The 22,569-nt window shown below is 70.9% G+C and carries 16 protein-coding genes; 8 read left to right on the plus strand and 8 right to left on the minus strand.

What is annotated here, in order from left to right:
• The first annotated feature begins 195 nt into the window (after positions 1-195).
• The 8 genes from IRZ30_RS06730 (at position 196) to IRZ30_RS06765 (ending at position 8,731) form a co-directional block, all read left to right on the plus strand.
• Positions 196-735 (plus strand): (2Fe-2S) ferredoxin domain-containing protein, encoded by a 540-nt coding sequence (locus IRZ30_RS06730; RefSeq protein ID WP_294084127.1) that lies wholly within the window; start codon positions 196-198, stop codon positions 733-735.
• 25 nt (positions 736-760) lie between these two features.
• The gene (gene hpt / locus IRZ30_RS17145; RefSeq protein ID WP_366945324.1) at positions 761-1,741 is read left to right on the plus strand and encodes a hypoxanthine phosphoribosyltransferase; all 981 of its coding nucleotides are present in this window, start codon (positions 761-763) and stop codon (positions 1,739-1,741) included.
• Between the two features lie 223 nt (positions 1,742-1,964).
• Positions 1,965-3,185 carry an FAD-dependent oxidoreductase gene (locus IRZ30_RS06740; protein WP_294084128.1) on the plus strand — a complete coding sequence of 407 codons (1,221 nt, stop codon included), beginning with the start codon at positions 1,965-1,967 and terminating at the stop codon, positions 3,183-3,185.
• Positions 3,178-4,101, plus strand: a complete 924-nt coding sequence (locus tag IRZ30_RS06745) for an RNA polymerase sigma-70 factor (protein ID WP_294084129.1) — start codon at positions 3,178-3,180, stop codon at positions 4,099-4,101. The genes IRZ30_RS06740 and IRZ30_RS06745 overlap by 8 nt, the downstream gene beginning before the upstream one ends.
• 201 nt (positions 4,102-4,302) lie before the next feature.
• The gene (locus tag IRZ30_RS06750; protein ID WP_294084130.1) at positions 4,303-4,668 is read left to right on the plus strand and encodes a hypothetical protein; all 366 of its coding nucleotides are present in this window, start codon (positions 4,303-4,305) and stop codon (positions 4,666-4,668) included.
• 134 nt (positions 4,669-4,802) lie between these two features.
• The gene (gene mutM, locus IRZ30_RS06755) at positions 4,803-5,663 is read left to right on the plus strand and encodes a bifunctional DNA-formamidopyrimidine glycosylase/DNA-(apurinic or apyrimidinic site) lyase (protein ID WP_294084131.1); all 861 of its coding nucleotides are present in this window, start codon (positions 4,803-4,805) and stop codon (positions 5,661-5,663) included.
• Between the two features lie 656 nt (positions 5,664-6,319).
• Positions 6,320-6,769, plus strand: a complete 450-nt coding sequence (locus tag IRZ30_RS06760) for a hypothetical protein (RefSeq protein ID WP_294084132.1) — start codon at positions 6,320-6,322, stop codon at positions 6,767-6,769.
• A 162-nt stretch (positions 6,770-6,931) separates the two neighbouring features.
• The gene (locus tag IRZ30_RS06765) at positions 6,932-8,731 is read left to right on the plus strand and encodes a heme o synthase (protein WP_294084133.1); all 1,800 of its coding nucleotides are present in this window, start codon (positions 6,932-6,934) and stop codon (positions 8,729-8,731) included.
• A gap of 698 nt (positions 8,732-9,429) precedes the next feature.
• Here IRZ30_RS06765 and IRZ30_RS06770 read toward each other — a convergent pair.
• The 8 genes from IRZ30_RS06770 to IRZ30_RS06805 all read right to left on the minus strand — a co-directional run bounded on the left by IRZ30_RS06770 (position 9,430) and on the right by IRZ30_RS06805 (position 21,970).
• On the minus strand, positions 9,430-9,855 hold the full coding sequence (locus tag IRZ30_RS06770) for an OsmC family protein (protein ID WP_294084134.1): 426 nt from the start codon (positions 9,853-9,855) through the stop codon (positions 9,430-9,432).
• 122 nt (positions 9,856-9,977) lie between these two features.
• Positions 9,978-15,272, minus strand: a complete 5,295-nt coding sequence (locus IRZ30_RS06775; protein WP_294084135.1) for a diguanylate cyclase — start codon at positions 15,270-15,272, stop codon at positions 9,978-9,980.
• Between the two features lie 177 nt (positions 15,273-15,449).
• The gene (locus IRZ30_RS06780; RefSeq protein ID WP_294084136.1) at positions 15,450-16,499 is read right to left on the minus strand and encodes a glycosyltransferase family 9 protein; all 1,050 of its coding nucleotides are present in this window, start codon (positions 16,497-16,499) and stop codon (positions 15,450-15,452) included.
• Complete coding sequence (locus IRZ30_RS06785) at positions 16,492-17,349, minus strand: glycosyltransferase family A protein (RefSeq protein WP_294084137.1); 858 nt, start codon at positions 17,347-17,349, stop codon at positions 16,492-16,494. The genes IRZ30_RS06780 and IRZ30_RS06785 overlap by 8 nt, the downstream gene beginning before the upstream one ends.
• A 12-nt stretch (positions 17,350-17,361) precedes the next feature.
• Positions 17,362-18,177 (minus strand): class I SAM-dependent methyltransferase, encoded by an 816-nt coding sequence (locus IRZ30_RS06790; protein ID WP_294084138.1) that lies wholly within the window; start codon positions 18,175-18,177, stop codon positions 17,362-17,364.
• 67 nt (positions 18,178-18,244) lie between these two features.
• Positions 18,245-19,243, minus strand: a complete 999-nt coding sequence (locus IRZ30_RS06795) for a radical SAM protein (protein WP_294084139.1) — start codon at positions 19,241-19,243, stop codon at positions 18,245-18,247.
• Between the two features lie 25 nt (positions 19,244-19,268).
• Complete coding sequence (locus IRZ30_RS06800) at positions 19,269-20,246, minus strand: glycosyltransferase (protein ID WP_294084140.1); 978 nt, start codon at positions 20,244-20,246, stop codon at positions 19,269-19,271.
• Positions 20,243-21,970 carry a carbamoyltransferase C-terminal domain-containing protein gene (locus IRZ30_RS06805; RefSeq protein ID WP_294084141.1) on the minus strand — a complete coding sequence of 576 codons (1,728 nt, stop codon included), beginning with the start codon at positions 21,968-21,970 and terminating at the stop codon, positions 20,243-20,245. Before IRZ30_RS06805 ends, IRZ30_RS06800 begins: the two co-directional genes overlap by 4 nt.
• Positions 21,971-22,569: the final 599 nt, after the last annotated feature.

Consider the following 22,569-nt stretch of genomic DNA (forward strand, 5'->3'; position numbering starts at 1 on the left):
GACCACGGCGCCCGATCCCCCACCACAAGAAGCACGGCGACCGCCCCTGATCCTCACCACGGTGCCGAACCCTCTCACCACCCCGCCGCGCCCTTCCCACCCGGCCCGGGCGCGGGGTGGGTGGTAGACTAGGGGAGCGAGGGCTGGGCCGTGGTATGGTCCGGCATCGTTCGCCAGCCGGGAAGGACGTCCCCTGTGTATTGGACCCGTAAGCATGTCTTGATCTGTACCGCGCAGCACTGCAACCAGAAGGGCGCGCAGGCGGTCGCAGGTCGGCTGCGCATTGAGCTCAAGCGCAAGGGGCTCGATGTCGACGTCCTGGCCAACACCTGCGACTCGATCGACATCTGCGACATCGGGCCCAATATCGTCGTCTATCCCGACCGGATCATCTACCACGGGGTCAAGACGTCGGATATCCCGGAACTGGTCGAGTCGCTTCGCCCCGGAGGCAAGCCGGTGGAGCGTCTCCTGCTGAAGCCCTACGAGGGGGAGGAGCAGGCGCGCCGCGAGCTCTACGAGGCGGCGGTGCGGGCCGAGCCGATCTCTCCTGAGGACTTCCTGGCGCTGGCGCAGGCCCACGGCTGGGACGAAGCCTGGGTCAACGAGCAGGCGCGGCGTGGGTTCATCGCCCGCAAGCAGGTTGACGATCGTCCGGTGATCATGGTCACCAGCAAGGCGCGGCAGCGCTACGGGATCGTGGGGGGACCGTCCGAGGAGGCGGCCGGGACCTGAGGCGCGGCACGAGGAAACAGGTGTGATGGGAAAGCCCAAGGAGGTCATCCGGAACCCCGAGCCGGATGATGTCCCGTCCGAGCCGGGGGATGCCCCGTCCCCCGCGTCCGCCGAATCGACCTCGTCCTCCGAACCGAGCAAGCCTCGCTTTGCCCACCCCGCCGAGGCGGAGTTCGCCGCCTTCCTGGACTTCTACCGCATCCGCTGGGAGTACGAACCCAAGGCCTTCCCCCTGCGCTGGCGGGATGGCCGCGTGGCCGAGATGTTCCGCCCCGACTTCTACCTGCCCGAGCAGGATCTTTACGTCGAGTTGACCACGATGCGGCAGAGCCTGGTCACGCGGAAGAACCGCAAGGTGCGGCGGCTGCGCCAGCTCTACCCGAACATCAACATCGTGCTCCTCTACCGCAAGGACTACCACGAGTTGCTCTCCCGCTTCGGCTACGGGTCGGTGCAGATCACCTCGCTGCGGCCCGAGCAGATCGAGCGGGTGCTGCTGAGCGCCGCCGAGATCCAGGGGCGGGTCGCCGAGCTCGGCCAGCAGATCTCAGCCGACTACGCCGGGGAGTCGATCCTGCTGGTGGGCGTGCTCAAGGGGATCACCTTCTTCCTGGCCGATCTGGCCCGGGCGATCACCCGGCCGCTGGCGATCGACTACCTCCAACTGGCGCACACCGGCGAAGGGGTCCACATCACCAAGGATCTCGACATGGACGTGCGCGGGCAGCACGTGCTCCTGGTCGAGGACATCGTGAACACCGGGGTGTCGGTGGACTTCGTGCTGCGCACCCTGCGGGAACGTGAGCCTGCCAGCTTGCGGGTCTGCACGCTGCTCGATAAGGCCGAGCGGCGGCTGGTGCCGGTGCCGGTGGACTACGTGGGTTTCACCATCCCCAACGAGTTCGTTGTCGGCTACGGGCTTGACTACCGCGAGCTCTACCGCAACCTCCCCTTCCTCTGCGTCCTCAAGCGCGAGGTGTACGAAGAGGCCCTGCCGGGGGAGTGAGAAGCGGCCCTCACCCCCTGACCCCCTCTCCCAACCATGGGAGAGAGGGAACGTTGTACCGGGTGCCTGCCAGGTTACGGGCGGCTTGCTTCGTATTCCCTCCTTCTCCCCTCTCCCAAAGTTGGGAGAGGGGACGGGGGTGAGGGCCGTCCCCCTGTCACACCGCGCCGCCCTGTCTCGTCTCCTGGGTGAAGGTCGGACACGACACGGACAGGAGAGACCGATGATGAAGGAGCGGACGCAGGAGGTCGTGATCCTGGGCGGAGGCTATGCCGGGCTGATGGCGGCCGTTCGGCTGGCGAATCGCCGCGTGCCGGTGCGGATCACGCTGGTGGACGCGAAGGCGGAGTTCCCGGAGCGCATCCGGCTGCACCAGGTCGCGGCCGGTCAGCAGCTTCCGCAGCGGTCGATCCCCGAGCTGCTGCGCGGCACGGGCGTCGAGTTCCTGCATGGGCGGGTGAACGAGCTCGACCCGGAGGCGCGGCTCGTCGCCGTGCAGACGCGAGACGGCCAGCGGACGCTGCGTTACGACTGGCTCCTCTACGCGCTCGGCAGCCACGTGGACCTGTCCCCGATCCCCGGGCTGCGCCAGCACACGGTGGCGCTCGATGATCGTTCCACCGCCCGGGATCTGGCGGCCCGGCTCGAACGGCTTGGTGAGGGGCGGGTGCTGATCGTCGGTGGCGGGTTGACCGGCATCGAGGCGGCGGTCGAGCTAGCCGAGCGGTTCCCGCGCCTCGCAATCGAGCTGGTGACGGCCGGTGCACTCGGCGAGGATCTGGCGCCGAAGGGGGCGGCACACATCCGGCGGGTGTTCGAGCGGCACAGCATCGCGCTGCGCGAGCACGCGCGGATCGAGGAGATCCAGGAGGGAGTCGCCCTGTTGGCCGGCGGTGAGCGCATTCCCTTCGATATCTGCCTGTGGGCCGGTGGGTTCCGAGCGCCGGATCTGGCGGCGCGGGCCGGGCTGCCGACCAACGAACGGGGGCAGGTCATCGTCGACGCGACGTTGCGGGTACCGGGACATCCGGAGATCGTGGTCGCCGGGGACGCCGCGCAGGTGACCGGCCCGGGCGGTAAGCCGCTGCGGATGTCCTGCGCCGCCGGGCAGCCGATGGGCGCGCACGCCGGTGACACGCTGGCCCGGCTGGTCCGTGGGCAGGAGCCGCAGCCGTTCCGCTTCGGCTACATCCTCCGCTGCATCAGCCTCGGCCGGCACGATGGGCTGATCCAGTTTGTCGCACCCGACGACACGCCGCGCGACCGGGTTCTGACGGGTCGGGCCGCGGCAGTGGTGAAAGAGTCGATCTGCCGCTATACACTCACGAGCGTCGAGGCCGAGCGACGCCTGCGCCTCCCGATCTACTGGTGGTTGCGGTCGGCGGAACCCGTGCGCTACGCGCTGCCAGCCGGCGCGGGGACGGGAGTGACCACTGATGCGTAATCCGGGCGAGCCGGAGCGCCGCGAGGACGCGGCCGCAGAGCGGCTGGACGCCTTCACGGCGCACCGGCCGCTCCTCTTCTCCATCGCCTACCGGATGCTGGGCAGCGTCATGGACGCCGAGGATATGATCCAGGAAGCGTTCCTGCGCTGGCTGCGTGCTCCAGCCGACGAGGTTGCCTCGCCGAAGGCGTACCTGACGACGACCATCACCCGGCTCTGCATCGACCACCTGCGCTCGGCCCGCGTGCGCCGCGAGCAGTACGTCGGTCCCTGGCTGCCCGAGCCGCTGCTGACCGCGTCGTACCCGGACATCGCAGAGACCGCCGCGCAGCGGGAGTCGATCTCCCTGGCCTTCCTCGTCATGCTGGAGCGGCTGGAGCCGGTGGAGCGGGCCGTCTTTTTGCTGCGGGAGGTCTTCGACTACGACTACGCCGAGATCGCGCCGATCGTTGACAAGACCCCGGCCAACTGCCGGCAAATTGTGCGCCGGGCACGGGAGCGGATCGCGGACGAGCGCCGCCGGGTCGACGTGCCGCCGGAGCGGCAGGAGGCGCTGATCGACGCGTTCATGGGCGCCTGCGCCAACGGCGACCTGCCGGGGCTGCTCACGCTGTTGACCGACGACATCACGCTGTGGACCGACGGCGGGCCGCATGCCCGCGCGGCGCGCCGGCCGATCGTGGGTGCCGACCGCGTGGCGCGCTTCAGCATCGGCGTCACGCCGCGGATTCCGCCGGGCACCACGGTGTACCACGTCGAGATCAACGGCCAGCCCGGCGTGGTGCTCTACGCCGACGGGGAGCCGCACACCGCCTTCGTGGTCGACCTGGTCGGCGAGCGGATCCACCGGATCTGGATGGTGCTCAACCCGGACAAGTTGCGCCACCTGCCACGGGGCACGCCCCTGGCCTCGTAGCCGGAGACGGGGAGCCGATCCCTCCACGCCGACGGGCGGGACGGGCGTGGTGTCGCCTGGCCTGCGCTTGGCGCGACGGGTGGCAGGCGCAGGGACCAGATCTCGGCGGAAGACAGTTCTTCCTATGGTAGGATGTGCTCGCGGTTCGTCGCGTCGCGACGGGCCACGTACGGGCAATGGCGGGCAGGAGGACGCGCGGGAATGCAGGTTCAGCGGACGCCAATGCGCTGCCCGATCTGCGATCGGGAACTGGTGGACGTGCGTATTCGGCATATCGGCACAGTGACAGCCAATCTCCCCTGGCAGATGCACGCCGGCCGCTGCCCCGAGCACGGCTGGTTCCAGGCCGAGGTCATCAGCAAGCCGCCCCGCGAGATCTTCCCGGTCAACCGCCCCGGCGGCGTCGTCCGCCGGGTGGAGATCGACGGCCGGGAGTACTTCTCCTTCCCCACCGTCTGGAAGTCGATGGATCCTCGCCAGGATGTGGATCCCTTCGACCCGCGCTACTGGGAAGTCGATTGGGACCAAATCCGCAGCGCATCCAGCATCGGCGCCACCCGCGGGTAGAGCGTGATACGTCATGCGTCATGCGTCCCCCTCACCCCCGGCCCCTCTCGAACGGAGCCCACAAGGGGAGAGGGGGCAGGACGGAACACGAGTGACGCATGACGGGTGACGCATGACTGAGGAGGAAGCACCCCGTGCCGGAACTGCCCGAGGTCGAAGCCGCGCGGCGCGGCATTGCCGAGCAACTGCTCGGGCGCGTGCTGGTCGGCTATGAACTGACGCGCCCGGCGCTGCTCGTCTCCGCCCCGGGGCTGACGCTCGACGCGCTGGTCGGTTCCCGGCTGGAGTGCGTCGAACGGCACGGCAAGTATCTCTTCCTCACCTTCGAGCCGGCGGTGCTGGTCATCCACCTGAAGCTCGCCGGGCAACTCGTCGCGCGCGGCAGCGGCATCCCGGGTTTCGCCGCCGGTCACCCGGTGCCCGCCTACGACGCGCCGCTGCCCCACAAGTCCACCCACCTGCGGTTCGACTTCGGCGGCGACGCGCACCTCTTCCTGACCGACATCCGTCACTTCGCCCGGGTCTGGCTCCTGCCCCATGACGACCTGCCAGCCTTCCGAGAGAGCCTGCACCTGGGTCCCGACGTGCTCGATCCCGCGTTCACCGTGGAGACACTGCGACAGGGGTTGGCGCGGCGGACCGTCGGCCGGCTGAAGCCGACGCTCCTCGACCAGAGCCTCGTCGCCGGGCTGGGCAACATCTACGTCGACGAGAGCCTGTGGCAGGCCAAACTCCACCCGGAGCGCACCGCCGCGTCACTGACGGACGCCGAGATCGAGCGGCTTTACGAGGGCATCCACACCACGATGGAGCTTGCCCTGCCCACCGGCGGCGCGCGCATCCTCAACAGCAAGGCGCAGACGGAGGTCGGCAAGTTCCCCTTCGTCCACGGCCGCGAGGGGCTTCCCTGCCCCCGCTGCGGCACGGCGATCATCAAGACCCGCGTCAACAACCGGGGCACCTACCTCTGCCCCCACTGCCAACCGGCACCGTAGGGCACTGCTCCTTACCGATAACCCCGCGAGAACGGGTTTAGGACATCGCACTCACGCCCAGGTGGTACGGTGTTCACCATCCAGTGCGTGCCCGGGGCTGAAGCCGCCGGGCTGACGAGGAAAAGCCGGCTGAAGCCGGCTGAGATCGCGGTGCGGATCAGACCTCGATGTGCCGGTCCTGCCGCTCGGCGCGTGCCCGGCGGCTTCAGCCCCGAGCACGCGCTGACCGGCGGGGCATTCATGCCGAGGTCTGAGCCTTATCCCCCAGCCCGCTTTAGCGGGCTTCGTCTTGTCAGCCCGGCGGCTTCAGCCCCGGGCACGCGCCGAGCGCGTACCCCCATTTCGTACACCGATCTCCATAACCCCGGGCACAGGTCACGGGGCGGAGTCTTTCGCACCACCGTTCCCGGTCGTTCCCGGGCTCGGGAGGAGCCGATCGGGCGCGACACCCGCTGAGGGCTTGCCGGCGGAGGGGAGTCTGTGGTACTCGTGCCGAGCGTTGAGCGTTGGATGTATCGGTATCCGGCGCGGGTGCTTGCCACACCCGCGCAATCGTGCGACGCTACGCTCGCTACCGGCACAGTGCGCCGGGATCGTGCTCGCCCAGACCGGGCTACCTCGGGGGACGATCACCACGCAAGGAGGGATGTGAGCCGATGCCCGACCAGGAAATCATCGACGCGTTGATCGCGACCTACCGGGAACTGAACCTCCGGATGCGCGGCGATGCGAAGGACTTGTCCGGCGACGCGCACGAGACACTGGTCCGCACGCTACGCGGCTTGCGGGACCGCGAACTCCGCGCCTCGCAGGCGATCAAGCGCATCCTGGTGGGAGACACGGTCGACGAGGATGACGAGGCCCCGCTTACCGAGACCGAGTTCGCGGACTCGATGAGCCGCTCTCCCAACGTCTTGTTGTCGCAGTTCGGCACGGCGCGAGAGGCCACCCTGGCGATGGTGCGCGACCTGCCGGATGAAGAGTGGAACAAGGTGGTGCAGACGCCACGCGGGCAGATGTCCCTGCGGGACTACCTCAAGTCGCTGGTCGATCGGGATCGCCAGCGGCTGGAGGAGATCGACGGCCTGCTCAAGGCCCGCGCCTGACCACTCTCTCGCCATCGCCCTGCGCAGCGCGCAATTCCTGCGGCTGCGGTATGATAGAAGCGCCCCGCGGCGGGATGCCAACCCGGCACCCCGCGCGGGGGCTGCTACGTACCCATGACGCCGGGCCTCGCCCGGGCAGCGAGGGAGTGACAGACAACCCCCATGACGCGCTTTGTGAAACTCGCGGTCACCACGCTCCTTGTCGGCTATCTTCTCGTTGTCCTCGGCGGGGCGGTGCGAGTCGCCGGAGCGGAGTCCGGTTGCGGACCCGGCTGGGTCGGCTGCGACGGTTCGCTTACCCCGATTCTCTCGTTCCCCATCGCGTTCGACTATTTTCACCGCGCCTTCGCCGCCGTGGAGACGCTGCTCGCCGTCGGGCTGGTCGTCCTGGCGTGGCGTGAGTCACGCTCGCGCGGGTTGCTGCTGAGCCTGTCGGGTGCGGCGCTTGGGCTGGTCCTGATCCAGGGCGTGCTCGGGATGGTCACCGCGCAACCGGCGGCCGGCGCCGCGGTTGGGACCGCGCACCTGGCCTTGGCGGAGCTCTTCCTGGCGGTGGTGGCGCTGCTCGCGCTGGTCGCTTCGGCCGGGTGGCTCGTTCCGGCCGACTGGCGATCCGCAGGCCGCCGCACGAGCGCAGGCTGGCTGGCAATCGCGGCGGCCGTGGGGGTCTTCGCCCTGCTTTCCACCGGCGCCTACACCGCGCTGAGCGGCAGCGGCACCGCCTGCGCCGGCTGGCCGCTGTGCGGCGACCGCGTCGTGCCCACCGGCTGGACACCGGTCGACATTCACCTCATCCACCGCTGGGTCGCGTCGATCGCGACGACGCTGATCCTGGCGCTGGCGATTCAGGTGCGGCGGGTCCGATCGGACTCCCCGGCCCTGGTGGGTCTGGCGACCGGTGGGGCGGTGCTGATGGTCGCCCAGGTCTTCGTTGGGGCGGCCAATGTCTGGATGGACCTGAACCCGGTGATCACGACGGCGCACCTCGCGGTGGCGACCATCGTCTGGGGGGGCGTCGTCAGCGTGGCGGCGTTGGACCGGATGCTCCCGGTGTCGGAGCGCGTGCCGGCGGCGCAGCCTGCTCGCCGGGTCTGGCGCGACTACTTCGTGTTGACCAAGCCGGGGGTCATGGCGCTGCTGCTGACCACCACGCTCGGCGCCATGCTCTTCGCCAAGGCCGGTTTGCCGCCGGCGCGCATCCTCTTCTGGACGCTGATCGGCGGGGCGCTTGCCTCGGGCGGGGCGGCGGCGATCAACCACTACCTCGACCGCGACATCGACCGCATCATGACGCGCACCCGCAACCGGCCGGTCGCCGGGGGCCGGGTGACACCGGTGCAGGCGCTCATCTTCGGTGTCACCCTCAGCGTGCTGTCGGTCTACCTGATGGCGGTCTTCGTCAACACGCTGGCCGCACTCCTGTCGCTGGCCGGGAACCTCTACTACGTCGTGATCTACACGATGTGGCTGAAGCGCGCGACGCCGCAGAACATCGTGATCGGCGGTGTGGCCGGGTCGATCCCGCCGCTGGTTGGCTGGGCGGCCGTTACCGGCAACGTCGGTCTGCCGGCGATCATCATGTTCATCATCGTCTTTGCGTGGACGCCGCCGCACTTCTGGGCGCTGGCGCTGTTCCGCTCCAAGACGCGCGACTACGCCGCGGCGGGGGTGCCGATGTACCCGGCCGTCTACGGCGATGCGAAGACACGGCAGCAGATCTTCATCTATACGCTGCTGCTGGTGATCACCAGCCTGCTGCTCGTCTTCCCGCTACAGGCCAATGGGCTGCTCTACTTCGGGATCGCCGCGGTCCTGGGCGGGGTGTTCGTCCACAAGGCGGTGCTGTTGCTCCGGCGCCCAGCGCAGCAGCCCCTGCTGGCGCGCTCGCTCTTCATGTACTCCAACTACTACCTGGCGCTCCTCTTCCTCGCCATGGTCGTGGACCGGCTGGTCCTGGCCTAGCAGCCCCTGGGGGCGCCAGGGGCTCTGCACCGGTGGTGTGAGGATCGCCGCCGGGTGGCACGTGCGCGGCGGTGATGGACATTGACGAATCCTCCGGCATACCGGCCGCTCCGTCTCCCGCCCGCCTCCATTGAATCGTGCGGCTGCCGACCCGATCCGAGGTGGGGGGCGGGAAGGTTGCCGCGTCGTGGCGCGTGCCCGGGGGCTATGGAGTTTAGCGATCGCTCTGGGTGTACGCGGTCGGCCCGTGCCCGGGGCTAAAGCCGCCGGGCTGACAAGGAAAGCCCGCTAAAGCGGGCTCTTTGGAGTGCGGCTGCCCCAGCCGCCGCTTTGGTATCGCGCGGCATCAGCCGCGCGCCGTGATCCCATTCCGGGGAGTGTGTCGCGAAGGATCCCGCACCCCGGGCACAGGCCGGGATGGTAGGAACCGTATCGCCTGAGTGTAAGCCCTGCTCAGCCCAGCCGGCTTCAGCCGGCTTTTCTTGTCAGCCCGGGGCTTGAGCCCCGGGCACGTGCCGAGCGGCGGGATCCTTGGGACATTCATCAAACCCAATTGCGCCGGGCACGCACCTCAACGCGGGAACCACCCCTACCACACGGCGGACGGCGGCCCTTCCCGGGATACCGGCCGCACTCTTGACTCGTGCAAGGCGAAACAGCCCGGGCGGCGTCGCGTGGCGCCGCCCGGGAGAGAGGTGCTAGACGAGCTCCGCGTTGAGGCGGATCTCGACGTTGTTGCGCAGCGCGTTGGAGACGGGGCAGTTCTTCTCGCCCTCTTGCGCGATCTGCTTGAAGGTCGCGTCGTCAAGCCCCGGGACCCGGCCGCGTACCGTCAGGACCACCGTGGTGATCTTCGGAGGGTCGAAGGTACAGACGGCGGTGACGTCCAACTGCTCGGGCGTGTGCCCGTGCTCCGCCAGGGTGTTGCTCAGCGCCATGGCGTAGCAGGCGGCGTGGGCGCCGGCGATCAGTTCCTCAGGGCTCGTCTTGCCGTCCGGCTGCTCGGTGCGTGCGGCCCAGGTCACCGGCTGCTGCGAGATGACCCCGCTGCCGAGGGACACGGTCCCGCTCCCCTGGAACAGGTTCCCTTGCCAGACGACGTCAGCGCGGCGCTCCGCGGCCATGTGGCCCTCCCTTCTCCTGTGTTCGGCATCGATGAGGCTGAAGGTCGACGGCGCCATTATCGGCGCGTGGTGCCGTCGTCGCAAGTTGGGAGCCGGGGCGGAGCGGGCGTTGGGCGCTCTGCTCAGCCGACGACGACGCGGTTGCGCCCGCGGCGCTTGGCAGCGTAGAGGAGGGCGTCGATGCGGCTGAGGAGCGAGGCGAAGTCGGGTGTCGTCGGGTCGGCTGCGGCCACACCCAGGCTGATCGTCACCGATACCGGACCGGCGCTGGTCACGATCGGCGTCTCGGCGATGCTGTTCCGCAGCCGCTCGGCGACCTCGTACGCGCTGATCAGGTCGGTCTCCGGCAGCAGGATGACGAACTCTTCGCCACCGAAGCGCCCGAGGACATCGACCTCGCGCAGTCTGCTGCGGAGCCGGTCGGCCACCGCGCGGAGCACCTCGTCGCCCACGGCGTGGCCATGGGCGTCGTTGACGCGCTTGAACTCGTCGATGTCGAGGATGATCGCCGAGAGGGGGCGATTGAAGCGCTGCGCCCGGCTCAGCTCGCGCTCAGCGGTGGCGAGGAGGTGCCGGCGGTTGTAGGTTCCGGTGAGGTCGTCGGTGACGGCGAGCCGCTGGACCTCCGCGAAGAGGCGCGCGTTCTCGATGGCGACCCCCGCCTGGCCGGCGAAGGTGAAGGCGATGCCCGCCTCGCGGTCCCCGAAGGCGCCGGGGCTCTGGCTGGTCAAGACAACCACGCCGGCAACTCGGCTCTCGGAGATCAGGGGGACACCCAGCCATGCGCGCAGGTTGGGTAGACCACCCCGCTGGGCGCAGCGTGGGTCGTCCCGCATGTCGGCGATGACCAGCGGTTGACCGGTCGCCACCACCTCGGCCACCAGGATGTCGTTCGCCAGCGGGATCACGAGGCCGGGCGCCTCGTCGGGCCGGGTCGTGCCGCGGACCACGGCCAGTTCGAGCCGGTCGGCGCGGTGCAGCACCACGGCGGCCGTGTCGTAGGGAACGACCGCGGCGAGGCTGGTCAGCAGGCGATCGAGAACCTGGGAGAGGTCGAGCGTGGCGGTGAGGGCGCCGGTCAGATCCCGCAGGCGCTCGGCCAGCAGGCGCTGCTGCCGCTCCGATTCGAACTGCGCCTCGATCTGTGCGAGGCGGGCGGTCTCGAGGGCGATGGCGATGGAGCCGGCGATGGCGCGCAGGATGTCGAGGTCGGCGTGGGTGAAGACGCCGCGCGCGAGGCGGTTGTCGAGGTAGAGCACGCCGAAGGTGCGCTCGCGCAAGGTCAGCGGCGCGGCGATGATGCTCCGCAGGTCGTAGGCGACGATGCTCTCCGACCCGAGTACCGGCCCGTCGCTGCTCGCGCTGACGATCATCGGCTGGCCGGTCGTGCGCACCGTTTCGACCACCGTCCGGCTGAAGTCTCGGGGCTCGGTGACCGGATTCCCGGAAGCGTCGCGCCCGGCAACGAGCGTCAGATCCGGGCCGTCGATGCGGAAGAGGAAGGCGCGCTCCGCACCCAGAATGCGGACCGCTTCGTCGAGCGCGGCGCGGGCCTGCTGCTCAGGGTCCAGCGCCGTCGCGGCGGCCAGGCTGACCTGGAGCAGGGCATCGAGGTGCTGCTGGAGCCGCCGGGAGCTCGGATCGACGGTGGGTTGCAGCGCCGGCTCGCGGACGGTGGCGGCCGGGAAATCGGCCAGGATGCGTGCGGCGCGGTGCACCCAGCCGTGCTCGGTCGCCAGTGCGTGGGCGTAGCGTGCGGCCCGCTCGGCGCCCGGCTGGTTCCCCAACGCGGCGAGTACCAACGCCCGCTGCCGCGTGGCCTCGAACAGGATCCAGGGTGCATCGATCTCGGTCGCCACCCGCTCGGCACGGTCGAGCAGGTCGAGCGCCGCCTGGGGGCGTCCCTCCAGTCGCGCGCGGGCGGCGGCCAGCACCCAGGTGTGCGCGCGCAGGGTCGGGTGGTCGGAGATCCGCTCCAGGAAGTCGATGGCCTCGTGAAGCCGCCGCAGCGCGGCGTCGCGCTGGTGGGCCGGGGCGCGTTCGACCTGGAGGAGGCGCGCGTAGCCCTGGAAGACGAAGAAACGCCGGAAGTGGGGCAGCCCGCGGCCAGATCGGAAATCCAGTTCCTCGCCGCGCGCGATGACCTCGTCGATCTCCGCGTCGCTGCCGCCGCGCTCCACCAGGGCGAGCAGCCGGTGGCTGAGGTAGATCTCCCAGGCGAAGCGGTCGCGCGGGTGATCGTTGACGAGGGCCTCGGCCCGGCGGGCGTACTCGCGCGCCAGGGCCGCCTCCCCGAGCACTTCCATAACCGCGAGGGCGTAGGCGTCCATGTACCGCTGGACCCGGTGCGCGCCGCCCTGAGCGGTGACCCGCCCGCCCGTCCGTACGATGGCCTCCTCGATCCAGCGGCGGGCCTCGCGGATGTAGCCGCGGAGCACCAGATTCCAGATCAGGTCGCCGCAGCCGTTCAGGTACTCGGCGGGTGCCAGCCAGTCGGCGTGATGTTCCAGGCAGCGGGTCGCCAGCGTCTCGGCCTCGCGCGGGCGTCCGGCGATGTGGTGGGCGATTGCCTCGTAGAGGAGCGCGTACGCGAGCATCGGCCGGTCGTCGCGGGCGTGCGCGAGGTCGATCGCCTTGCGGAAGTACCTCCGCATTGCCTCCACGCGCCGCATCGTGGCCAGCAGCATCCCGTAGTCCACGTTGGCCTGGATCAACTCGCGGGAGGGCCCGAGCGCCCGTGCTGCACCGAGGGAGAGGAGCAGATTCTGGAGTACCGTACTCTGCGGGCGGCCCTCGAGCATCGCTACCTCGATCGCCAGGTGGTAAAGCGCGACCAGGACGCGCAGGCGGGGCGGGTCGCCGGGTGGGGCTGGGATGGCACCGCCGAGCCGGTCGTCGAGTACGAAGCCGGCCCAGGCGCCAATCGCCCGTGCCATTCGCCCGGCGCGGGCGTCGAGCGTCTCGCCGATCTCGGCGAAGGCCGCCTCAATCTCCCGCGCCGCGCGCTCGGTCTCGAGTTCCCAGATCTGGATGCGGGCCAGCCGGGAGCGGAGCTGTGCCCGCCCGGTGGCGTCCGTGCAGAGCCGCAACGCCGATTCGAGGTGGGCGGTCGCTTCGTCGACCCGCCCGGTGCGGCTGCAGACATCTCCCAAGGCGCGGTCGAGCCGCTCGTCCGGCGTCAGCCCGGCATCGCGAGCGATGCGGCGCGCGGTGTCGAGGAAGTCGTAGGCCTCGCTGTAGGCGAAGTGTTCGAGTGCGCGGATCCCGGCGGCGAGGTTCGCCTCGTAGGCCGGAATCGGGTTCTGCAACGGGTCGCCCTCGGCGTAGTGCCGGGCCAGGCGGTAGATCCCCGTCTCCGTGACCCCGGCTTTGGCCAGCGCCTCGGCGGCGCGCTGGTGCAGCGTGCGGCGCTCGTCGTCGGCGAGGCGCGCGAGCAGTGCCTCACGGACCCGATCGTGGCTGAAGCGATACGTATCGCCCTCGTCGTGCTCCACCACGTGCGCGGTCAGCGCGCCGTCAAGCGCGGCGATCGCCTCCTGTGGGGTGAGCTGGGCCATGGTCTCGGCCTCGCCCAGGCGGAAGGAGGTGCCGAGGACGGCGGCCGCGTCGAGCAGGGCGCGGGTCGCCGGGCTGAGCCCGTCGATCCGTTCGCTCAGGAGGCGCGCGATATCGGCCGGCAGCGAGAGGCTGGCGAGCCGCCCGCGATCGACCAGCCAGGTTCCCCACGATGGCCGGAGGACCCCGGTCTCGAGCATGGCCCGCACGTACTCTTCCACGGCGTACGGGAGGCCGCCACTGAGGGTCACGACACGGTCCACCACGTCGGACTCTACCTGGTGGCCGCCGAGGTGGGCAGCGATCAGCTCCGCGACCGCGCGCTCATCGAGCGGCCGCAGGCGCATTCGGGCCACCCTCGATGTGCCGAAGCCTGGCGCGCTCCTGCTGGTCTCGCCCGGCAGCCCCTCACGAGCCGTGAGCACGACCATCAGAGGCGCGTGCTCGACCCGCTCGGTGAGCCGGCGAAGCACCTGCCGGCTGGCCTTGTCGAGCCAGTGGATGTCCTCGACGATCATGACAGCATGGCCACTCTCGTGTGCCAGATCGCGCAGGAAGGTGGCGAGCGCGGCTGAGAAGTGGTCCTCGACTGGCTCCGAGGGGCCTTCCGGCTCGACGCCCAGCAGTGTCGCCAGCACCGGAGAAAGCCCGGCGACCACGCGGGCCGCGGGCCGCGCGGCCTCCTTCAAACGTGCCTCGGCCGCCATGCGCCGTTCGGGTGGCAGGCGGCGCAGGGAGCGGACATGCTCCTCAATCGCCTCCCGCAGCGGTGCGAACGGCACCGGGTTCGCCTCGGTGCACCGCCCGGGCAGCACCAGCGCACCGCCAGCCGCGGCAATGTGCTGAAGCTCGGTGACAAGGCGGGTCTTCCCGCTGCCGGCCACCCCGGTGATCAGGACGGCCGATCCGGTACCCTCGGCCGCGGCCGTGAGCAGGCGGCGTAGGCGATCCAGCTCGCGGTCCCGACTGATCAGCGGGACAAGCGGTTGCGGGTGGTGATCCTCGGTCCCGAGCGGAGCTTCGACGCCGGTGGCGAGCGCGGCATTGAGCGCAGGCAGTGCCGCCAGGTCGGCCAGCAGCCCGGCTGCGCTCTGGTAGCGGTCGTCCGGGTCCTTGGCGAGGAGCTTGGCAATCACGGCAGCCAGCGCCGGGGAGACCGCGGGGTTCCGCTCGCGGACATCCGGCGCGGGGAGGGCGGCGTGCTGGTACGCCAGTTCTCCGGCGTCGGTGCAGACGAACGGCGGGGAGCCGGTGGCGCACTCGAACAGGACGACGCCCAGCGCGTAGAGATCGCTGCGCGCATCGACCGGGCGTTTGAGGAGGCCGGTCTGCTCCGGCGCCGCGTAGCGCAGCGTCCCGGCGATTTCTTCTCCCACCGTGGTGGGCGCGGGGACGGCCAGCCCCAGGTCGACCAGCATCACCCGGCCGGTGCCGTCGAGGACGATGTTGCTTGGCTTGACATCGCGGTGGACCAACCCGAAGCGGTGGAGTGCGCCGAGGGCACCGGCCAGGGCGGTGCCGATCTCGACCACGCGCGACTCAGACAATGGACCGTGGGCCAGAAGGTCGGCCAGCGTCCCGTTCGCCGCGCGCTCGAGCACGAGGTAGGGGAACCCGTCGACCTCCCCCACTTCCAACACCGTGGGTAGGGCCGGGTGCCGGATACGCGCCAACGCGGCGGCCTCCCGGCGGAACCGCATGAGCGCGTCCGTGGAGCCGGGGGGCACCCGCGGCATTTTCACCGCGTATAGCTGCTCGTCGCGGCGGGCAGTGTAGACGACCGCGTGGGCGCCACGACCGATCTCCGCCACGATCTCCAGCCCAGGGATAGACGGGTATGGTCCCTCCACCTCGCTGTCCATCCGTCTAATCCCCGCCACCCGACCGAATCAGACGACGATGGCGGAGAGGGGCGAGCCTTGGGGCTGGGTGCCAAGGCTGGTGGTTGCACGATGCCCAGTATAGCCTCCGCGTCACTCGGCGAGTTGAGCCCTTGGGCCTAGTTCCGGCGGGCGAAAAGTACTATTGTTGATCTCGCTTCAACCTGCTGAGCTGTGACGATACTCCTGGCCGTGGTGTACCACCCCGCAGGCGGCGGCGAATACCTCCTCGGCGGTGACCGACGCGATGGCGCCGCGGCCGTCAAGGACGGCATGAGGACCGTCCGCCGGCGGACCCCAGCGCACGGGGTCGGTGTCGCCGAAGATCGTGACCGAGGGGGTGCCGAGGGCGTAGGCGATATGCGCCGGGCCGGAGTCGCCCGTAAGCAGGAGGGCGCAGCGCGCCAGGATTGCTCCCAGAACCGGCAGGGAGGTGCGCCCGGTCAGGTCCACGACCGAGCCGCCGCTCGCCCGCGCGATCGCGGCCGCGGCCGGTTGCGTCTCCGCGTCGCCGACCACGACCAGCGTGCCGCCCCAGCGTGCCCGGAGCGCACTGCCCACCGCCGCAAAGCGTGCCTCGGGCCAGCGGCGGGAAGCGTCGCGGGCGCCGGGATGGAGCGCGATCCAGGGCGGGCGGCCGGTCGCAAGGAGCGCCGCCGCTTCGGCGCGGTCGGCCGGTGTCAGCGGGAACTCGACCTGTCGCCCGCGGTCGGGTGCGCCGAGGAAGCGGGGCAGGGCCAGCACGCGGTCGATCTCGTGGCCGCGATTGGGCAGGGGCAGCGCCGCGTCCAGTCGGCCGGGCCCGTCGCCCGGTCGCACGAACCCGGTGGTGTGGCGGGCGCCGAGCAGCAGGGTGAACGGGTTGGCGTAGACGCCGGAGCCGTGCATCTGGAGGGCGAGGTCGAACGCTTCGGCCTGCATCCGCCGGAAACAGGCGGTGGCCGTGCGGGCGTCGAAGAACTGCTCGGCGATGCCCGGGAAGCCGGGGAAGGGGACGAAGCGGTCGACGTGGGGCGAGCGCTCGGCGAGATCCCGGTTGAAAGGAAGGCCGATCACCGTGATCTCGGCTGCCGGGAGCGCCGCGCGCAGGGCACGCAGCGCGGGGGTGGCGCAGAGGAAGTCGCCGATCCGCGATGCGCGCACGACCACCACCCGGCGCGGCGGCTCCGGCAGGCGCGCGAGCAGGCCGGGCGCGAAGGGGTCAGCCACCGCCAGGCGCCTCCTCCCCTGGGGGCGGTGCGTAGCGCGCGACCATCTCAGGGAGCAGGTCCAGCGCGTGGCCGTCGACCGTCCCGGCGGCGTTCAACACCGTGCTCGGCACCTCGGAGGAGTAGGTGCCGGAGGGGAGGATGCAGCAGCCGCCCCAGCGGCGCATGAGGAGGTTCTGCACCAGCACCTCCTCCCCCGAGTGGTAGCGCGGCAGGCGCCGCCAGAAGTCGAATCCGCCGACAGCCAGCAGCTTGTCCCGGTCGTAGAGGACGCAGGCGGCGACCCAGGCCACCTTGTAGCGCCGGACGACGCCCGGCGGCAGGCCCTGCGCGGCGTGGTAGACGTTGGCGGCGCGGTGGAGGTTCCAGCGTTCCCACGCCGGGGTGCCGGGATCGACGACCTCCGGTTGGACCGGGCCGTCCCACCACTCGACGATCTGCTGCGCCGGCCGTACGTCGTCGCGGTGCGACAGGCCGGCGGGGAAGGCGCCGACGAAGCCGCAATCCTCGGCCCGGAGCGTGTCCAGCAGGTGCTCCACGACCCAGGGCTCCATGAAGACGTCGTCGTCCAGGAAGAGGACGGCGTCCGCGCCGGTGCGGCGCAGCAGGAAGTCGCGCTGCTCGGCGATCCCGTGCACCGGGGGGCGATGGTGGTACTCAATCACTCCGCCACGCGCCGTCACGACGCGCAGCAGCGACTGGATGACCGGCGACTCGAACGCGGGCCGGTCGCTCTGGTCAGCGACGACGACGCGGAGGTCGGTCAGGCTCTGGGCCGCCACGCCCGCGAGTGTCATCGCCAGCGACTCGTGCCGATTCCGGGTCGGGATCAGGACATCGACCGTTGCCATGCCGCCTGTCCCTCATCGCTTGCGTGCCACGATCAGACGGCCGCCGCCCGGCTCCGGCGCCGAGAGGTCGAGCCGGGCGCCCCACGCGGCCAGCCGCGCGAAGCTGCCGGGCGGGATGCGCCGCCAGACACGGCCGAGCGCCCGCTGTCCGCCGATCCGCACCTGCTGCGCGACCTCGAGCGCGTCCCACGCCGTGACCAGCGCGGGCCGCAGGTAGGACCGGGTCGACTCGATCTCCAGCCCGGCGGCCTCCAGATGCGCCGCCCAGCGCGTGACCGGCCAGAGGTTGCGGTGGGCCAGGGCGCGGTTGCGGCGCGCGGCGTAGCCTGCCAGCGGCAAGAGCAGCCGGCGGCTGAAGTCCTCGGTTGGTGCGGTGAAGACGAGGCGCCCGCCGGGCCGGAGTACCTGTGCGACGGCTGCCAGCAGGGTGTCGATGTCGGCGACGTGCTCCAGCACCGAGTTGCTGATCACGGTCGCGAACGCCCCGGCGGGGAGTCCGGCCGTCTCCAGCGGGCGCGGGATCAGGCGGTGGTAGATGCCCAAGCGGGCGGCGCGGGCCAGTGCCGTCGCGTCGGGGTCGACCCCGACCTCGACCGGGCGGAGCACCAGCGAGGTGACCAACCCGTCGCCGCAGCCGAGGTCGAGCACCGGGCGGTGGTAGCCGTGCTCGCGCAGCGCGGCGACCTCGGCCGCGCGCCAAAGCCCGAGCGACGGCCCCTGCCGCTCCAGCAGCACCTGGAACATCGGCGCCGGGAGGTGGAGCGGGAAGCGTGCTCCGGCTGCCGCGGGCGTCGACTCGCGCCTCCGACGGATGAGCGGTAGCTGCATGGGCGCCTCTTCCTAGCAGGTCGGGGGTGCCGGGCGCTCCGGTGACCCAGCGGACGAGCCCGTGCCATCAGAAGATCCCGTTGTACACCGCGCAGGAGCGGCAAATCTCCGGCGGGTCATCGGAGTCGAGCCGGGCGCGGAAGTCCTCGAACTCCTCGCTGTCCCAGATCGTGGCGACGCCCTGCTCGGCGGCATTGCCGAAGTTGATCCGGTCGGGGGTCGCCACCATGCAACAGGGCATGGCGTAGCCCTGGTAGCTGAAGTAGGCGCCGGTCCAGGGCCAGGAGCAGCGCTCGCGGCCGGGCGTGCCCGGCGGGTGGGCGCGGGGCTCGGCGCGGGGCAGCCGCAGGTCCAGCCCCAGGTCTGACGCGACCTGCCGTGCCTCGGCGAACGCCGCGGCCACGCGCGCCGGATCCTCGTGCAGCAGCGTCTGCTCGTCGACGAAGGCGCGCATCGGCCGGTAGTGCGCCGGGAGGCTCGACTCGCCGAAGTCGTGGCAGAGGTGCTGGACGAACAACCCCTCGGCGCCCCAGCCATGCGCCAGCCGCACCAGGTCCGGCAGCTCATGCAGGTTCTGGCGCATGACCACGCCGACGATCCGTAGGCGGGGCAGCGTCGCACCCAACCGGGCGCGGGTCTCCAGCAGCAGCTCGACGTTGCGCACCACTCGCTCGAAGTGGGCCCGCACGCGGATGCGCTCGTAGGTCTCGGCGCTGGCGCCGTCGATCGAGACGTGGAGGCAGTCGAGCCCGCTGGTGACGAACTGTTCGGCGCGTCGCGCGTTGAGGATTGTCAGATTGCTGTTGGTCGTGACCCGCACACCGCGCCCCGCCGCGTACGCCACCATGTCGAAGAAGCGGGGGTGCATCATCGGCTCGCCCAGCCCCTGGAGGTGGAGCGTCTCGAGGTCGGGGAACGAATCGACGATCCGGGTGAAGGTGTCGAACTCCATGAATGCGAGCGGCCCCCAGGGCGGGCCGTCGCGCCGGAACTGGATCGGGCACATCTGGCAGCGGAGGTTGCACTGCCCGACCGGTTCGATCTGCACGTAGCTGGGAAGTGGCATCGAACCGTCCTCACTCTGGGACGTACTAGAGGAACAACACGCGGAACTTCACTGCCCCGCGCAGGCGCCAGTAGACCGACAGCGGCGGGATCAGCGCCGAGGTGACCGCCATCTCGACGACGTGGCCCGGCGCGCGGGAGGTCCCGCGCAGGCGCATGGCGCAGAAGCGTGCCGTGAGCGCCAGCCAGCCCGCCGCGGCGCCCGCCGCGAGCCGGAGGTGACCGGTCGTCCCCGCCGCGCCGGCCGCCAGCAGGGCACCCACCGCCGCGTAGTAGTGCCAGGGCGGTGCCGGCTGGATCCGCGCGCGGTAGAGGCGCGCGTGCTTTTTGTAGAGAAGCGCGTTGTACATGCTCTTGCGCTGCTGGCGGAGGCTGACGCCCCAGCCGGCGGGGCGGACCGGGTGCACGGCGACCGCGCCCTCGGCATGGGCCAGCCGCGCGCCGCGGGAGAGCAGCGTGAAGAAGAGGTCGGTGTCCTCGCGCCAGGCCAGGCGGAAGCGCTCATCCAGCCCCCCGGCGGCAGCCAGTGCCTCCCGGCGGTAGAAGCAACTCGCGGTCACGAACTCCGACCCGGCGAGCTGCGCCGCGTTCCACTCGTAGTCGGTCGGGTCTTTCGGTAGGGGCACCAGCACCCGGCCGGAGACCGCGGCGACGCCGTCGACGAACCCGGCCAGCCCGGCACGCAGCCAGCCGGGGGCCGGCTCGCAGTCGTCGTCGGTGAATGCGATGATCGGGCCGCGAGCGGCGCGCCAGCCGGCGTTCCGTGCCGCGGCTGGTCCATGCCCGCCGCAGACCGGCACGTAGCGCACCGGCATCGAGCCGCGAGCGGCCCACGCCTGCACCAGCCGGCGCGTCTCCGGGCAGCCGGCGTCATCGGCGACGATCACCTCGTACGCCTCCGGCGGGAGGTCCTGCGCCGCCAGCGCCGCCAGGCAGCGATCGAGGAGGTGCGGGCGCCGATAGGTCGGCACGACGACGGAGGTGCGCAGCGACGGTACCGTCATCGCTCCGGCTTTTCCAGCAGGAACTGGCCGATCGCCAGCGCATCGAGCGGCGAGGCCCAGAAGCACTCGACGGCGTCGCGTGGCGTGCAGACGATCGGCTCGCCCCGCGTGTTGAACGAGGTGTTGACCAGCACCGGCACGCCCGTGCGCGCCTGGAACGCCCGCAGCAGGTCGTAGTAGCGCGGGTGCTGCGCCCGCGCGATGGTCTGGATGCGGGCCGTGCCGTCCACGTGCCGCACCGCCGGGATGCGGTCCGCCTGGTCCGGCCGCACCTCATGGACGAAGAGCATGAAGGGGGAGTCGTCGGCGTCGCGGAACCAGGCGGCCGCCTCTTCAGCAAGCACCACCGGCGCGACCGGCCGGAAATCCTCCCGATCCTTGATCGCGTTCAGCCGGGTCTGCATTTCGGGGTCGAGCGGCGAGGCCAGGATCGAGCGAGCGCCCAGCGCGCGCGGGCCGAACTCCATCCGGCCCTGGAACCAGCCGACGATCTTGCCGCCCGCCAGGAGGTCCGCCACCTCCCCGGCAACATCGTCCATCCGGCGATAGGGCAGCTTCGCTCCATCCAGGAAGGCTGCGACCTCGCCGTCGCCGAACTCGGGTCCGAGGAAGGCGTGGTCCATCCGCCAGACCCGCTCGCCCGCGCCCCGCTCCCGGGCGTCGACCCAGAGCGCGGCGCCGAGCGCCGTCCCGGCGTCGCCGGCCGCCGGTTGCACCCAGATGCGGCGGAAGGGCCCGTGATCGCGCAGGCGGGCGTTCAGGACGCAGTTGAGCGCCACGCCCCCCGCCAGGCACAGATCGTCGGCGCCGGTGGCCTCGTGCAGCCAGCGGGCGAGCGCCAGCACCGTCTCCTCCAGCACCGCCTGGAGCGAGCGGGCAAGGTCGTAGTGACGCTGCTCCAGCGGCTCGCCGCGGCGCCGCGCCGGGCCGAACCACGCCTCCAGGCAGAGCGGCGCGACGGTGTAGTTGCCGTCCCCCTGGAGGCGCACGACCTCGCGGAAGCGGTCCAGATAGCGCGGCTCGCCGAAGGAGGCGAGCGCCATCACCTTGTATTCGTCCGCGGAGTGAAGGAATCCGAGGTGCTCGGTGACCTTCTCGTAGAGGAGCCCGAGCGAGTGGGGGAAGTCCACCTGCCCGATGCGCTCCAGGTGGATCCCCTCCCCGATGGCGTACGTGGTCGTGGCGCGCTCGCCGCGGCCGTCGAGCGTCATGACGGCGGCGCGCGAGAAGGGCGACGGGAAGAAAGTGCTGGCCGCGTGGGCCTGGTGGTGCTCGACCCAGTGCCAGCGGTACGGCCCGTCGCGCGCGACGCCGTGGAAGCGTGCCCGCAGGTGATGCGGCGCACCACCGGCGAGGTGCCGCGGGGCGTTGACGATGTGCGCCAGGAAGAGCGGATCCCAGGCGGCCTCCCACTCCTCGGGCAGCGGGTGCGCCGACGGCTCCAGCGGCAGGGTGATCGTCGCCGTGCCCCGGTGCTGCCCCAGCAGGAGCGCCGGGTCGAACGAGTAGGCGACGTGGTCCACCTCGGCCAGGTCGATCCCGGCTTCGCGCAGGCAGTAGTCGATGGCGTGGAAGGGCAGCTCCCAAGTGGAGAACGGGACCGGACGCTTGCCGTGCTTGACGCGGGTGAAGCGCTCCTCCTCTGCGGCGGCGACCACCCGGCCGTCCGCGACCAGGCAGGCAGCCGAGTCGTGGTAGACGGCGTTGATACCGAGCGTGTACATCGCGCGTCCCTCCGAGCCCCCGGGCCGCTCATCCGCACGTTGCGCGCCGCGCTTCTCTGAAGACAAATTCCCGTCACATCGCGCAGGCCAACACGAGAAGCGCCACCATCGCCCCCGCGCCGCTCCGACTCGCTCCCCTCGCCCAACATGGGGTTCGACGAACTATGCAAGCGTACGCGCTCGGCCCGTGCCCGGGGCTCAAGCCGCCGGGCTGAATACGGGTAAGCCCACTGAAGGGGCTGCGATGGCCACACCTCGGCGGATCCGGTCCGGCATCTCACGTGACGCCCAATCCCTAGCCCCTTTAGTGGGCTTTTCGTTGTCAGCCCGGTGGCTTTAGCCCAGGGCGCGCGCCACGCCGCGGGGATCCTCACGCCACCCACCCCGGGTACGGTCGGCAGCGGCCCGAGCCGGCGGAGGCGGGCGAGAGACGGGGCGGCCGGAATGCCAGCGTATGCGGTCCGTTCTCGCCGTAACCAAAGAGCCGCCCCCTGGAAGGCTCCAGGGGGCGGCTCCGGTGTGACGGGTCAGGGGGGGCCCCCCCCCCGGGCGGGTACCCCCCCGCCGGGGGGGCCCCGGGGCCCGGGGGCCAAAAAAAA

The sequence above is a fragment of the Sphaerobacter sp. genome, assembly GCF_019683595.1.
Lineage (GTDB): Bacteria > Chloroflexota > Chloroflexia > Thermomicrobiales > Thermomicrobiaceae > Sphaerobacter.

Bases quoted from the DNA above. Each gene is read 5' to 3' on its own strand.
- IRZ30_RS06745 (WP_294084129.1), top strand. From the start codon at position 3,178: ATGCGTAATCCGGGCGAGCCGGAGCGCCGCGAGGACGCGGCCGCAGAG.
- IRZ30_RS06795 (WP_294084139.1), bottom strand. From the start codon at position 19,243: ATGCCACTTCCCAGCTACGTGCAGATCGAACCGGTCGGGCAGTGCAAC.
- IRZ30_RS06805 (WP_294084141.1), bottom strand. From the start codon at position 21,970: ATGTACACGCTCGGTATCAACGCCGTCTACCACGACTCGGCTGCCTGC.
- hpt (WP_366945324.1), top strand. From the start codon at position 761: ATGGGAAAGCCCAAGGAGGTCATCCGGAACCCCGAGCCGGATGATGTC.
- IRZ30_RS06750 (WP_294084130.1), top strand. From the start codon at position 4,303: ATGCAGGTTCAGCGGACGCCAATGCGCTGCCCGATCTGCGATCGGGAA.
- IRZ30_RS06785 (WP_294084137.1), bottom strand. From the start codon at position 17,349: ATGGCAACGGTCGATGTCCTGATCCCGACCCGGAATCGGCACGAGTCG.
- IRZ30_RS06740 (WP_294084128.1), top strand. From the start codon at position 1,965: ATGATGAAGGAGCGGACGCAGGAGGTCGTGATCCTGGGCGGAGGCTAT.
- IRZ30_RS06775 (WP_294084135.1), bottom strand. From the start codon at position 15,272: ATGGACAGCGAGGTGGAGGGACCATACCCGTCTATCCCTGGGCTGGAG.
- IRZ30_RS06800 (WP_294084140.1), bottom strand. From the start codon at position 20,246: ATGACGGTACCGTCGCTGCGCACCTCCGTCGTCGTGCCGACCTATCGG.
- IRZ30_RS06770 (WP_294084134.1), bottom strand. From the start codon at position 9,855: ATGGCCGCGGAGCGCCGCGCTGACGTCGTCTGGCAAGGGAACCTGTTC.
- IRZ30_RS06760 (WP_294084132.1), top strand. From the start codon at position 6,320: ATGCCCGACCAGGAAATCATCGACGCGTTGATCGCGACCTACCGGGAA.
- IRZ30_RS06790 (WP_294084138.1), bottom strand. From the start codon at position 18,177: ATGCAGCTACCGCTCATCCGTCGGAGGCGCGAGTCGACGCCCGCGGCA.
- IRZ30_RS06765 (WP_294084133.1), top strand. From the start codon at position 6,932: ATGACGCGCTTTGTGAAACTCGCGGTCACCACGCTCCTTGTCGGCTAT.